We start from the raw sequence: 12765 nt of genomic DNA on the forward strand, positions 1-12765 counted from the left end.
ACAAATAGCGATGCACGCGACGGTAGCAGCGCGCACCTGCCCGCCGCGCCCGCCGCCTGCCCTTCAGAACCACGCGACTGTCTATATGTCGACAAAATGAATGGCGGCGCCACGCGCCTGTTGGCGCCCAACTCGCCCCGCCGCAGCAAGCATGGCGGCGATTGATCGAACATTTATCAGGAAAACAGAGCGTTTCTTTATCCCCGACACCGGAGAGCGTCGGCACCTCGGTCGCGCTCCCCAAGATCGGAACAGGCGAGACGCTCTCCAATCTGTCGACAGATAACTTGACGCTCCCGAATCGATCGGCTTCAATGCCGGCGCCAAAACACAAGAACAATCTCTGGGAGGAATGTCATGAAACCGGCTATCGCCTGTCTCTTGAGCGGCACCATCGCGGTCTCGCTCGCCGCCGTTCCCGCCGTCGCGCAGGATTCCATCGTCGTCGCCGCCTTCGGCGGCAAGCACGGCCAGACCCTGCAGAAGTGCGTCGTCCAGCCCTTCATGGACAAGACCGGCACCAAGGTGACGGTGGATCAGGGCGTCTCGTCGGTGACGGTGGCCAAACTGAAGCAGCAGAAGGCCAGCCCGTCGCTCGATGTCGTCTGGCTCGACGGCGAGGTTTCGCAGGCGGCGGAAAGCGAAGGCGTCTTCGCCGAGATCGATCCGGCGCAGGTGCCGAACATCGCCAACATCATCCCGGAGGCCGTCTACAAGAACAAGGACGGCAAGATCACCGGGCTCGGCGACTACTATTATTCGGTCGGCATCGTCTACAACATGGACGAGATCAAGCAGGCGCCGACCTCCTGGTTCGACCTGTGGAAGCCGGAATTCGCCGGCGACATCACCTGGCCGTCCATGTCGGACGGCTCCGGCGCCCCGGCGCTGGTCTTCCTGTCCGAGCTGCTCGGCGGCAGCGTCACCAACCTGAAGCCCGGCGCCGACAAGCTGAAGACGCTGGAGGTCGCCGCCTTCTACGATTCCGGCGGCAACGCCTCGAACATCCTCTCCCGCAAGGAAGCCACCATCGGCGTGCTGGACAGCGGCGCGGTGTGGTCACTGGCCGACGCCAACCCGTTCAAGGTCGGCTTCGTCATCCCGAAGGAAGGCGGCATGGCCTCCGGCACCCGCCTGCACCTGATCAAGCCGTCCAAGGCGGCCTATGACTTCATCAACTTCGCGCTCACGCCCGAGGCGCAGACCTGCTTCGTCGAGAACTATTTCTACGGTCCCTCGGTGAAGGGCCTGAAGCTGAGCGAGAAGGCCACGGCGCGCCTGCCCTGGGGGCCGAACGGCTCGATCAAGGATCTGCACTTCTCCGACACGGTGGCGATCGACGCGAACCGCCAGCAGATCATGGAAACGTGGAACCGCGACGTCCTCGGACGTCGCTGACCCCGCCGCCCTGCCTTCCACGGCCGCCGACGTGCGGGCCGACTGGAGTCGCCCATGCCGCTCATCGCCATCGACCGGGTGACGAAGTCATACGGTTCGCTCCAGGTCCTGAAGGACGTGTCCCTGAACATCGAGGAGGGCGAGTTCGTCGCCCTCCTCGGCCCCTCCGGCTGCGGCAAGACCACGCTGCTGCGCGCCATCGCCGGCTTCGTCGACATCGACGGCGGCGACATCGCCATCGCCGGCCGCTCCATGACCGGCGAGCCGCCGAACCGGCGGCCGGTGAACATGGTGTTCCAGAACTACGCGCTGTTCCCCCATCTCTGCGTGCGCGAGAACGTCGCCTTCGGCCCGCGCCGCAACGGCGTCGACAAGACTGCCATCCCCGACCTCGTCCAGCACGCGCTGGAGACGGTGGGCATGTCCGCCTATGCCGAGCGCCTGCCGGCCCAGCTCTCCGGCGGCCAGCAGCAGCGCGTCGCGCTCGCCCGCGCCATCGCCAACAAGCCCAAGGTGCTGCTGCTCGACGAGCCGCTCGGCGCGCTCGATCTCAAGCTGCGCAAGCGCATGCAGATGGAGCTCAAGCAGCTGCACCAGAAGCTCGGCATCACCTTCCTGTTCGTGACCCACGACCAGGAGGAGGCGCTGGTGATGGCCGACCGCATCGTCGTCATGCATGACGGCAACATCGCCCAAATCGGCAGCGGCGAGGACATCTACGCCCGCCCCGAGAGCCGCTACGTCGCCGACTTCATCGGCGAGGCCAACATATTGCCGCTGGAAGTGCGCCCCGACGGCGCGCTGCGCCTGCTCGGCCAGACCGCCGACCTGCCCTACCGCGCCACGGGCGCCGGCGAGCCGGCGCTGCTGGTCCGCCCCGAGGAGATCCGCATCGGCGAGGTGCCGGCGGACGGCGTCGCGCTCTCCGCCACCGTGACCGACCGCGTCTTCATCGGCAACGCCACCCGCATCTTCGTGAAGCTCGACAACGGCCAGTCCATCGTGATCCAGCAGGCCGGCGCCGAGCGCGACAACGCGCTGCGCCCGGGCGAGGAAGTGCGCATCGGCTGGGCGCGCGAGGCCGCCCGCGTGCTGACGAGCTGACCGATGCGCATCAACCGCTTCTGGGCGGCGATCCTGCTCGGCATCCCGCTCATCTACCTCATCGTCTTCTTCGTCACGCCGCTCGGCATGGTGTTCGTCGACAGCTTCTCCAACAAGGCGGGGGAGCTGACGCTGGAGAACTATGCCATCGTCCTCGGCGATCCCTATTACTGGCGAGTGCTGGGCTACACGCTGTGGATCGCGCTCATCACCTGTATCGCCACGCTGATCTTCGGCTACCCGCTCGCCTATTACATGAGCCTGATCGAGCGGCGGCGTGCCGTGCGGCGCCTCTGCTTCATCCTCATCCTGATGCCGCTGTTCACCTCGAACATCGTGCGCTCCTTCGGCTGGATCGTGCTGCTCGGCCGCGAGGGGCTGATCAACGAGACGCTGATGCTGCTCGGCCTCGTCGACCGGCCGCTGCGCCTGCTCTCCACCGAGACCGCGATCATCATCGGCATGATCTACGTGATGCTGCCCTTCATGGTGCTGGCGATCGCGAGCGTCTTGCAGAACATGAACCCGTCGCTGCGCGAAGCCTCGCGCGACCTTGGGGCCGGGGCCTTCACCACCTTCCTCAAGGTGACGCTGCCGCTGAGCGTGCCCGGCATCGTCGCCGGCACGCTGATCGTCTTCACGCTGAGCATTTCGAGCTATGTGACGCCGCGCATCATGAGCGGCGGGCGCTCCGTGGTGTCGTCCATGCTGATCTACGACCAGTTCATGCTGGTGTTCAATCCGTTCCTCGGCAGCGCCATCGCGGTCGTCCTGCTGGTGACCTGCTTCCTGCTCATCGTCGCCTACACGCTCCTGCTGGAGCGCCGGCAGCCGGCCCGATAGGAGCCCCGACGATGTCCCGACACCTCATCGCAAGAGCCCGCAACTCCTTCGGCACCGTGCTCCTCTCGGCTGTCGCCTGGGTGGTGCTGCTCTATCTGGTGCTGCCGCTCGCCGTGGTGATCGCCATCTCCTTCACCACCACGGAATATCTCGCCTTCCCGCCGGTCGGCTTCACCCTGCGCTGGTATCAGCGTTTCCTCGCCGACCCGTCCTATGTCGATTCGATCCTGCTCAGCGCACGGCTTGCCTTCGGCGCGACGCTGATCGGCTTCCTGCTCGGCGTGCCGGCGGCGCTGGTGCTCAAGCGCAGCACCCTGCGCGGCGCCACCTTCATCGCCAACCTGTTCCTGTCGCCGCTGATCCTGCCGGCCATCATCATCGGCGTCGGCGTGCTGCAGATCTCCGACGCGCTCGGCTTCGCCCGCAGCTTCGAGGCGATGCTGGTGGGGCATGTGGTGATCATCCTGCCCTACATCGTGCGCACCACGCTGGCCTCGCTCGAAGGCTTCGACAATTCGCTGGAAGAGGCCGCACAGGACCTCGGCGCCTCCGGCTTCGCGACGTTCTTCTATGTGACGCTGCCGATGATCAAGCCGGGCATCATCGCCGGCTGCCTGTTCGGCCTGATCATGAGCTGGATCGACGTCGAGGTGAGCATCTTCAACACGGTGATCGCGCAATCGCCGATCCCGGTGAAGGTCTTCAACTACGTCCAATACTCGGTCGACCCGATGATCGCGGCGGTCTCCGCCGGCACCATCTACATCGCCTTCATCCTCGTCTTCCTGCTCGACCGGCTCGTCGGCCTCGACAAGGTCGCCGGGCAACAGAAATGACACCGGAGCCCATCATGTCGTCTTCCACCCCGGCCGATGCCGGGTCCAAGCCCGCCGGGCCGCTCAGCGGCATATTGGTCGTCTCCATCGACCAGGCCGTCGCCGGTCCGCTCTGCGCCATGCGCCTCGCCGATGCCGGCGCGCGGGTGATCAAGATCGAGGCTGAGGACGGCGACCGGGCCCGCGACTACGACAAGGCCATGGGCAGCACCTCCGCCGCCTTCGGCTGGCTCAACCGAGGCAAGGAAAGCGTCGTCCTCAACCTGAAGGACCCGGGCGACCTCGCGCTGGTCAAGGCCATGCTCGCCCGCGCCGACGTGTTCGTGCAGAACCTCGCGCCCGGCGCCAGCGACCGGCTCGGCCTGGGCGCGGCGCAGCTGACGAAGGAATTTCCGCGGCTCGTCGTCGTCGACATCATGGGCTATGGCCGCGAGACCAGCTACGCCAGCAAGCGCGCCTACGACATGCTGGTGCAGTCGGAGAGCGGCATCTGCGCCGTGACCGGCACGCCCGAAGTGCCCTCCAAGGTCGGCATCTCCATCGCCGATATCGGCACCGGCACCAATGCCTATGCGGCGGTGCTGGAGGCGCTGTTCGAGCGCGAGCGCACCGGCCGTGGCCAGGCGCTCGAGGTCGCCATGTTCGACTGCATGGCGGAATGGATGTCGCTGCCGCTGCTGCACTTCGACTATATGGGCGTCGAGACCGCGCGCTTTGGCCTCTCCCACGCCTCGGTCTATCCCTACCGGCCCTATCACTGCGCCGACGGCGACATCGTCGTCTCCATCCAGTCGACGGCCGAATGGGTGCGTTTCTGCACCACCGTGCTGCGGAGCCCCGAGTTCGCGAAGGACCCGCGCTTCATCGATAACTGGGCGCGGGTGCAGAACCGCGACGCGCTCGACGAGGCCATCCACGCCGTCTTCACCCCGCATAGCTGCGCCGAGATGATCGAGCGGCTGGAGGCGGGCCAGATCGCCTGGGCGCGCGTGTCGACGCTGCACGACCTCTCCGTCCATCCGGCGCTGCGGCGCATACCCGTGGAGATGCCCGGCGGCGAGATGGCGGAGATGCCGCGCCCGGCCGGCCGCATCGTCGCCTCGGGAGCCAAGGTGCCGCCGCTCGGCGCCGACACCGCGCGCATCCGCGCCGAATTCGCCGGCGCCGCGCCGGCCGCCGCCAAGCAAGCGTAATCCGTTCGAAAGGGAGGCCAAGATGGCAGAGAAGATCGGCTGGCAGGGACGTTTCTACGAGGATTTCGAGGTCGGCGACGTCTATCCGCACCAGATCGGGCGCACCCTGCTCTCCTGCGACAATAGCTGGTTCACCCTGCTGATGGGGGCGCCCTCGCCGGTGCATTTCGACCACCACTATGCGGCGCAGACCGAGTTCGGCAAACCGCTGGTGAACTCGGTGCTGACGCTGGCGACGGTGATGGGCCAGAGCGTCTCCGACCTGTCGCAAAACGTGTTCGGCAATCTCGGCTGGGACGAGATCCGGCTGCCTGCCCCGGTGTTCGAGGGCGACACCATCTATTCGCAGTCCGAGGTGCTGGAGAAGCGCCTGTCGAAGTCGCGCGAGAGCGTCGGCATCGTGCGCGTCTCCACCACCGGCTTTAATCAGGACGGCGTGGTGGTGATCACCTTCAGGCGCACCATCATGCTCTACCGCCGCGGCTACCAGCCCAAGCTGCCGCGCCCGAAGCTGGAGACCACGGTAAAGAGCAAAGGCTGAGCGCCGGTCCGTTCCTTCGCGTTCTTCGCGTCATTCGATCACGCCGCCGGGCCACCAGCCTCGGCGGCGTTTTCGTTTGGCGCCTTTGCCAACCAATGCACCGTCATCCTGAGGTGCCAGCGAAGCGAGCCTCGAAGGATCGTCGTTCAAGCGCACCCGGACGAGCATCCTTCGAGGCTGGCCTTGGGCCAGCGCCTCAGGATGACGGTCATCACTAGGAAAATGGAACGAGGCGCCCACAAAAAGAAAGGGCCCCGGCTCGCGCCGGGACCCTCCCTCCGCCCCCAAGGGGATCGGATCAGTTCGACTTCGGCTCCGACTTCGAATCGTAGCGTTTGGCCCATTCGGTGAGGATGCGCGTGCGGTTGTCGATCGACCATTCGACGCTGTAGTCCTGCGCCTTGGAGCCGCCGTTCGGGATCGAGTTCGGCGGGCCGTTGTTCAGGTCGTCCATGCCGACCGCACCGTAATACTTGTTGAACAGCTGGTGCGCCTCGCGGCTCGCGCCCCAGTCGATGAGGATCTTCGCCGCCTCGGGGTTCTTGCTGCCCTTGACCATGGCGGTGGACTCGATGTCCCACGCGGTCTCGTCGCTCGGCACCAGCAGGTCAATCGGCGCGCCCTTGGTCTTCAGGAAAGGCCCGGTGAGGTCGGTGGAGAGGCCGATCGCATACTCGCCGGTCGCGGCGTATTTGCAGGGCGTCGACGAGGAGTTGGTGTAGACCGAGACATTGTCGTGCAGCTTGTCGAGGAAGGCCCAGGCCTTGTCCTCGCCCATCTTCTGGATCCAGCTGTGGACATAGCCGTAGCCGGTGTTCGACATGGTCGGGTTCGGCATGGCGATCTGGCCCTTGTAGATCGGGTTCGCCAGGTCTGCCCAGGTCTTCGGCTTGGGAAGGCCGCGCTTCTCGGCCTCGACCGTGTTGAAGCAGACGATGTTCAGATACATCTCCAGCCCGGTCCAGTAGGGCGGGTTGTTCTTGTCGCGGAACATCGGCTGCAGCTTCATGTAGTCCTTCGGCGCGTAGGGCTCGATGAGGCCGTCGCGCGCGAGCGACACGATGTTGGTCACGGGCACGCCGAACAGCACGTCGGCGCGGACATTGTCACGCTCGGCAAGCAGGCGCGCATGGATGACGCCGCCGGCATCGCGCACCCAGGTGATGTCGATGTCGGGATGCGCCGCCTCGAAGGCCTGCTCATAGGGAGTGAGCACCTCCTTCTGCAGCGTCGAATAGACCGTCAACTGGGTCTTCGCCGCCGCCGGCGTCGCCGCGACGCCGGCAACGAGGCCCACCGCCACTGCGGTGGACAGCAGGTAACTGAGCTTGTTCATCTGGTCCTCCTTGTTTCCACTGCCCTTATCGCCCGCATGCAAGCGGGTCTCGTTCTGGATCGACGCTCGGGCCCGTCGGGGCCGGCCCACCTTCAGCGGATGGTTCCGGCCTCGGCGAGCTCGGCGCGCCGCTCGGACGACAGCCCGAGCAGCGTGCCGAACACGTAGTCGTTGTCCCGCCCGATCGGCGGGGTCGGCGAGAAGGCGCCGCGCCACTTGTCGGCGGCGAGCCACGGCAGGGTGGCCATCTGCACCTCGCCGTCGATCTCGCGGAACATCGCCCGCTCGCGCATGTGCGGATCGGCGACGATCTCGCCCATGTCGCGCGAGCGCGACGCCGGCACGCCGGCGGCATGCAGCGCCGCCTCTACCGCCCGCGCGTCCTGGCCGCGCAGCCAGGAGGCGACGCGGGCATTGAGCTCGTCCTTGGCGGCGAGCCGCGAGGCGGCGTCCGCCGTGAAGGGCGCGCCGGCGAGGTCAGCGTCGTTCATGACGCGGCACAGGCCGCGCCATTCCTCCTCCGTCCGCACGGAGAGCGCGAGCCAGCTATCTTCGCCCGCGCAGCGGAAGCAGCCGGAAGGCGCCGCGCCGGTCTCGGTGACGCTGCGCCGCTCCGGCACCTCGCGTCCGAGCGCGGCATGCAGCAGCGCCTCGGGCAGCAGGGCGACGGTCGCCTCCAGCATGGAGAGGTCGACATAGGCGCCCTGCCCGGTCTGCCGCCAATGGCGGATGGCCGAGAGGATCGCCGTGGTCTCCCACAGCGCAGTGATCGGGTCGGTCCAGGCCGGCAGGATACCCATGGCCTCCAGCGCCGGGTTGGGCTCGCCGATCATGCCGACGCGCCCGCTATAGCCCTGCAGCAGCGAGCCATAGGCGAGGAGGTCCTTCTCCGGGCCGGTGCGGCCCATGCCGGAGGCCGAGACGAAGATGATGTCGGGCTTGATCTCGCGCAGCACGTCGTAGGACAGGCCGTACTTGACCAGCACGCGGGAGGAAAAGTTCTCCACCACGACATGGCTCGACTTGACCAGCTCGCGGATGAGGTCCTGCCCCTCGGGCGTGGTGATGTTGAGCGTGCAGCTCTTCTTGTTGTTGTTGATGACCGAGAACATGCCGTCGCGCACGGAGAATTCCGGCCGCGAGGCGGATTCGATCTTCACCACCTCCGCGCCCATGGCGCCGAGCATCTTGGTGGTCATGGGACCGGCCATGACCCAGGAGAAATCGACGATGCGGATGCCGTCCAGGCTGAGCGGGTTCATCACAGACCTCCCATGGCGCGGCGCCTGGCTTCCCCGCCGCGGCCGGCGATGAGGGCGTCGAACATCTCGCGACCGCTCTCGGCCGTGCCGGGCGCCTCCATCTCGACGCCGCGCGCCATCTCCTCGCCGCGCTGACTGACGAAGCGGAACGGCAGCGAGGGCATGGGCAGCGCCGTGCCGTCGGCGAAGCGCACATCGGCGAAGAAATTGCGGGCGCCGAGCTGCACATTCTCCAGCAGGTCGTGCGGCGTGCTGACCGGGAAGCAGGCGACGCGCGCCTCCTGCGCCGCGGCGACGACGTCGCGGTTGCGCTGGTGGATGGACCACTGCGCCATCAGCTCCTGGAGCTTTGCGGCATTGTCGGTGCGGATGAAGCGGTCGCCCGCGATGCTGTCGTCCTTGGTCCAGGCGGGATGGCCCATCACCTCGCACCAGCGCGCCCATTGGTGATCCTCGCGCGGCGAGACCATCACCGCGCCATCGGCGCAGGGCAGGTACCAGACGAGGCCGCCGGCGATGGTGACGCCCTTGGTGACGTCGCGCTGGCGGTCGGTGACGTCGCGGCCGGCCTGCCAGTCGGCGAAGGGCTCGACCAGCATGTAGACGAGCAGGTCCTCATGCGAGAGGTCGACCACCGGGCCGGGCCGCTCGCCTTCCGCCGCCTCGACCGCCCACAGTGCGGCGATGGCGACGACGAGGCCGCCGGCCATGCCGCCCTCCCAGTCGGCGCAGCCCACCGGCGGCGTCGCCTCGGGGTCGGTCACCGGGCTCGCCTGGTGGAAGGCGAAGCCGGATGCGTGCTGGAGGATGAAGGGCGAGGACGGCCGCTGCGTCGACGGGCCGGCCATGCCGAAGGGCGAGACGACGATGGTCGCCGGCCGCTGCGGCCAGTCCGGCGCCGCGCCGCGCACGGCGGGAGCGGTCGCGATGACGAGGTCGACCTGCCCGGCGAGCTCGCCCTGCAGCGCCCAGCCGTCCGCGCTTTCGCCGTCGATGCCGACGATGCGCTTGCCGCGGTTGAGATAGGCGAACAGCGCGCTCTCTCCGCCCGGCGTCAGCGGCGCCTCGCGGCGCAGCGCGTCGCCGGCCGGCGCCTCGACCTTGATGACCTCGGCGCCGAGATCGGAGAGCAGCCGCGCGCCGAAGGCCACCGACATGTCCGAGCCCAGCTCGAGCACCTTCAGCCCAACCAGCGGTCCACCGAACGGAGGAGGTGTGAAACGATTCATATCAATCTCGAACTCAATTCCGGATGCTCTTGTCTCAGGGCTCGTCGACGGGCTTCGCGGCGGGGAAAGCTGGACTCACGCTTCGCGCAGGTTCGACCGCCACTGCTGCTGGCCGCGCAGCAGCAGCCTGGTCACGATCACCTGCAGCAGCTTCACGCCGGCGGAGGTGTAGAGGATCATCATCGCCATGGCGCAGGCCGCGCCCTCGTCGCCGGTGTCGTTCAGCGCCACCACCGCGATCGAGGCCACCTTGGTGGTCGAGGCGTAGATGAAGATGACGCCGGCCACCGTGGTCATGGCGTTGACGAAGAAATAGGTCGCCATGTCGATGATCGCCGGGATCGAGATCGGGATCGTCACCCGGCGCAGCGTGGTCCAGAACGACACGCCCAGCGCCTGCGAGGCCGCCTCGAACTCGGCGTCGATCTGCTTCAGCGCCGTCAGCGCCATCAAATGCGGCACGGTGTAGTAGTGGCCGATGGTGCACAGCACCATGATGATCATCGTGCCGTAGATGAAGTTGAGCGGGTTCGACGGCATGTTGAAGAAGAACACGTAGCCGAGGCCCAGCACGATGCCCGGCACCGCCAGCGGCACCATCGCCACGATGTGGTAGCCGAGCATGACCTGCGAACCCTTGCGGTGCTTCTCGGTCAGATAGGCGCCGGTGAAGGCCATGATGGTGCCGAACAGCGCCGTCCACGCCGCCATCTCGACGCTGTTCCAGTAGGACAGCCAGCCGCCGGGGTCGAAGGCGCCGAAATTGAAATTGTTGAACGAGAAGGCGAGGTTGTAGGGCCAGAGCGTCACGAAGGAGGCGAATATCGCCGTGCCGATGATGCCGAGGATCGGAATGGCGAGCAGCGCCACCGCGAGCAGCATCGTCCGGTCGAAGCGCGGCGAGCGCTTGGGCTGGAGCATGACGGCGCGGGAGGTGAGCTGCGAGGTCTGGTGCTTGTAGGTGATGCGCTCGACCACGAAGGTCAGCACCGCCGGCAGCAGCAGGATGACGCCGATCACCGCGCCCATCTGGAAATTGGCCTGGCCGATGATCTGCCGGTAGACGTCGACCGCCAGCATGTTGAACTTGCCGCCGATCACCTTGGCGATGCCGAAATCGACGATGGCGGTGGTGAACACCACGAAGGAGGCGTTGATCAGGCCGTAGCGGGCGCCGGGGAAGGTGATGGTCCAGAAGATGCGCCAGCGCGAGGTGTTCAGCGTCTCCGCCGCCTCATAGAGCCGCGCGTCGGCGGTGGCCAGCGCCGTCGTCATGATCAGCACGACGAAGGGGAAGCAGTGGAACACCTGGGCCATGATGATGCCCACGGGCCCATAGATGCTGTTCCCGAACATCAGCCATTTCAGGTAGCCCTGATTGCCGAAGATGTAGATCAGCGCGATGGCCGGCAGCAGCGACGGCGCCAGGATCGGCAGCAGCGCGATGCCCTTGAACAGGCCGCGCAGCGGCATGCAGCTGCGGGTCAGCGCATAGGAATAGAGGAAGCCGAGCGGCACCACGATGCAGACGGTGAGCGCCGCGACCCAGAGGCTGTTGATCAGCGACTGCCTGAGAATCGGGTCCTTGGCATAGCTGACGAAATTGGCGAGGCCGACGAAATTGCCCTGGTGGTCCTCGAAGCTCTGCGACAGCAGCGCATAGAGCGGCAGCACGATGATGACGAGGGCGATCACCAGCATGACGGCGCCCGCCGCCAGCCGCGAGACGTGCTCCCAGTCGATGGCCGGGCGGATTGCGGGACGGATCGCCGGGCCTTGGCGCGTGGAGAGATCGGTCATTACTGCACCGCTTCCCGGACCTGGCTGGTCTGCGAGGCGGGAAACACGACCAGCCGCTCGCTCGGCAGCACCACGCCCATGCGGTCGCCGATGGCGACCGGCGCGTCGGCCATGTCGCGGCTCGACAGGTCGGCCGTGACTTCGATGTCGCCCAGCGCCGGAACGACGAGCGTCACCCGCCAGGCGGAGCCGAGGAATTCCAGATGCGTCACCTGCGCAGGGAGGGCGTCGCCGGCCTCGCTGGCGTTGAGCGGGCGCAGGCGCATCTGCTCGGGGCGCAGGCAGGCAATGACCTCGCCCTGGTTCTCCGCCGTGTCGTAGAGCGCCGGCACCGCGTAGTTGAGGCTGCCGATGGAAAGCCGCCCGCCGGCGACGCGGCCGGGCAGGATGTTCATCTTGCCGACGAAGCCGGCGACGAAGAGGCTGCGCGGCGTGTGGTAGATCTCGGTCGGCGTGCCGATCTGCTCGACCTCGCCGTCGCGCATGGCGACCACGCGGTCGGCCATGCTCAGCGCCTCCTCCTGGTCGTGCGTGACCATGATGGCGGTGAGGCCGAGGCGGCGCTGCAGGTCGCGGATCTGCTGGCGCAGATGCACGCGCACCTTGGCGTCGAGCGCGCTCAGCGGCTCGTCGAGCAGCAGCAGGCGCGGCGCCGGGGCGATGGCGCGGGCGAGCGCGACGCGCTGCTGCTGGCCGCCGGAGAGCTGCGCCGGATATTTCCGCTCCGACCCCTTGAGGTCGATCAGCTCCAGCAGTTCATGCAGCCGGGAATCGATTTCCGCCCCGCGCATGCGCCGGTTGCGCAGCCCGTAGACGATGTTCTCGCGGACATTGAGATTGGGGAACAGCGCGTAGGACTGGAACAGGATGCCGAACTGGCGCTGCGCCGGCGGCAGGTTGGAGATGTCCTGGCCGAGGCTGTGGATGGTGCCGGCGTTCTGCTGCTCCAGCCCGGCGATGATACGCAGGAGCGTGGACTTGCCGCAGCCCGAGGGCCCGAGGAAGCAGATGAACTCGCCGTCCTCGACGTCGAGCGAGACGTTGCGGAGCGCCGAGAAACTGCCGAAGCGCTTGTCGATGCCGGAGATGCGCAGGAACGGAGCGGCATTCGCCGGGCCGGCGCCTTGGCGCATCAGGGGCATCGCGGTGCGGGAAGTGTCGAGCATGGCGAACGGGCTCTTCGACGATGAGGGAGAGGCGAGAAGCATGGTCAACGCCCGGCA

Annotated in this window: 11 protein-coding genes; 6 read left to right on the top strand and 5 right to left on the bottom strand. The window is 67.0% G+C overall.

The window, feature by feature from the left end; all coding sequences use genetic code 11:
• The first annotated feature begins 357 nt into the window (after positions 1–357).
• Genes SNOV_RS17450 through SNOV_RS17475 form a run of 6 tightly spaced genes read left to right on the top strand, consistent with a single transcriptional unit; the run spans position 358 to position 5915 of the window.
• Complete coding sequence (locus tag SNOV_RS17450) at positions 358–1398, top strand: ABC transporter substrate-binding protein (protein ID WP_013168288.1); 1041 nt, start codon at positions 358–360, stop codon at positions 1396–1398.
• Positions 1399–1452: 54 nt separating this feature from the next.
• A complete protein-coding gene (locus SNOV_RS17455; protein ID WP_013168289.1) occupies positions 1453–2502 on the top strand; it encodes an ABC transporter ATP-binding protein in 1050 nt (349 codons plus the stop codon).
• Positions 2503–2505: 3 nt separating this feature from the next.
• Positions 2506–3345 (top strand): ABC transporter permease, encoded by an 840-nt coding sequence (locus tag SNOV_RS17460; RefSeq protein ID WP_013168290.1) that lies wholly within the window; start codon positions 2506–2508, stop codon positions 3343–3345.
• 11 nt (positions 3346–3356) lie between these two features.
• On the top strand, positions 3357–4181 hold the full coding sequence (locus SNOV_RS17465; protein WP_013168291.1) for an ABC transporter permease: 825 nt from the start codon (positions 3357–3359) through the stop codon (positions 4179–4181).
• Positions 4182–4195: 14 nt separating this feature from the next.
• The gene (locus tag SNOV_RS17470; protein WP_013168292.1) at positions 4196–5374 is read left to right on the top strand and encodes a CaiB/BaiF CoA transferase family protein; all 1179 of its coding nucleotides are present in this window, start codon (positions 4196–4198) and stop codon (positions 5372–5374) included.
• Positions 5375–5396: 22 nt separating this feature from the next.
• A complete protein-coding gene (locus SNOV_RS17475; protein WP_013168293.1) occupies positions 5397–5915 on the top strand; it encodes a MaoC family dehydratase in 519 nt (172 codons plus the stop codon).
• A 298-nt stretch (positions 5916–6213) separates the two neighbouring features.
• Here SNOV_RS17475 and SNOV_RS17480 read toward each other — a convergent pair whose 3' ends face one another.
• From SNOV_RS17480 to SNOV_RS17500, 5 genes are all read right to left on the bottom strand, one after another.
• Complete coding sequence (locus tag SNOV_RS17480) at positions 6214–7251, bottom strand: extracellular solute-binding protein (protein WP_013168294.1); 1038 nt, start codon at positions 7249–7251, stop codon at positions 6214–6216.
• A 92-nt stretch (positions 7252–7343) separates the two neighbouring features.
• Positions 7344–8513: a CaiB/BaiF CoA transferase family protein gene (locus SNOV_RS17485; protein WP_013168295.1), complete on the bottom strand. Its 1170-nt coding sequence runs from the start codon at positions 8511–8513 to the stop codon at positions 7344–7346.
• Entirely contained in the window at positions 8513–9742 is a 1230-nt protein-coding gene (locus tag SNOV_RS17490) for a CoA transferase (RefSeq protein WP_013168296.1), read from the bottom strand. Before SNOV_RS17490 ends, SNOV_RS17485 begins: the two co-directional genes overlap by 1 nt.
• Before the next feature lie 75 nt (positions 9743–9817).
• Positions 9818–11542 (bottom strand): putative 2-aminoethylphosphonate ABC transporter permease subunit, encoded by a 1725-nt coding sequence (locus SNOV_RS17495; RefSeq protein WP_013168297.1) that lies wholly within the window; start codon positions 11540–11542, stop codon positions 9818–9820.
• The gene (locus SNOV_RS17500; RefSeq protein WP_013168298.1) at positions 11542–12708 is read right to left on the bottom strand and encodes a putative 2-aminoethylphosphonate ABC transporter ATP-binding protein; all 1167 of its coding nucleotides are present in this window, start codon (positions 12706–12708) and stop codon (positions 11542–11544) included. The genes SNOV_RS17495 and SNOV_RS17500 overlap by 1 nt, the downstream gene beginning before the upstream one ends.
• Positions 12709–12765 lie beyond the last annotated feature (57 nt).

It is taken from the genome of Ancylobacter novellus DSM 506 (genome assembly GCF_000092925.1).
Classification (GTDB): Bacteria; Pseudomonadota; Alphaproteobacteria; order Rhizobiales; family Xanthobacteraceae; genus Ancylobacter; species Ancylobacter novellus.

Excerpts from the sequence above, each read along its gene's own strand:
- SNOV_RS17475 (WP_013168293.1), top strand. The coding sequence starts at position 5,397 with ATGGCAGAGAAGATCGGCTGGCAGGGACGTTTCTACGAGGATTTCGAG.
- SNOV_RS17490 (WP_013168296.1), bottom strand. The coding sequence starts at position 9,742 with ATGAATCGTTTCACACCTCCTCCGTTCGGTGGACCGCTGGTTGGGCTG.
- SNOV_RS17470 (WP_013168292.1), top strand. The coding sequence starts at position 4,196 with ATGTCGTCTTCCACCCCGGCCGATGCCGGGTCCAAGCCCGCCGGGCCG.
- SNOV_RS17485 (WP_013168295.1), bottom strand. The coding sequence starts at position 8,513 with ATGAACCCGCTCAGCCTGGACGGCATCCGCATCGTCGATTTCTCCTGG.
- SNOV_RS17460 (WP_013168290.1), top strand. The coding sequence starts at position 2,506 with ATGCGCATCAACCGCTTCTGGGCGGCGATCCTGCTCGGCATCCCGCTC.
- SNOV_RS17495 (WP_013168297.1), bottom strand. The coding sequence starts at position 11,542 with ATGACCGATCTCTCCACGCGCCAAGGCCCGGCGATCCGTCCCGCAATC.
- SNOV_RS17465 (WP_013168291.1), top strand. The coding sequence starts at position 3,357 with ATGTCCCGACACCTCATCGCAAGAGCCCGCAACTCCTTCGGCACCGTG.
- SNOV_RS17450 (WP_013168288.1), top strand. The coding sequence starts at position 358 with ATGAAACCGGCTATCGCCTGTCTCTTGAGCGGCACCATCGCGGTCTCG.
- SNOV_RS17500 (WP_013168298.1), bottom strand. The coding sequence starts at position 12,708 with ATGCTCGACACTTCCCGCACCGCGATGCCCCTGATGCGCCAAGGCGCC.
- SNOV_RS17455 (WP_013168289.1), top strand. The coding sequence starts at position 1,453 with ATGCCGCTCATCGCCATCGACCGGGTGACGAAGTCATACGGTTCGCTC.
- SNOV_RS17480 (WP_013168294.1), bottom strand. The coding sequence starts at position 7,251 with ATGAACAAGCTCAGTTACCTGCTGTCCACCGCAGTGGCGGTGGGCCTC.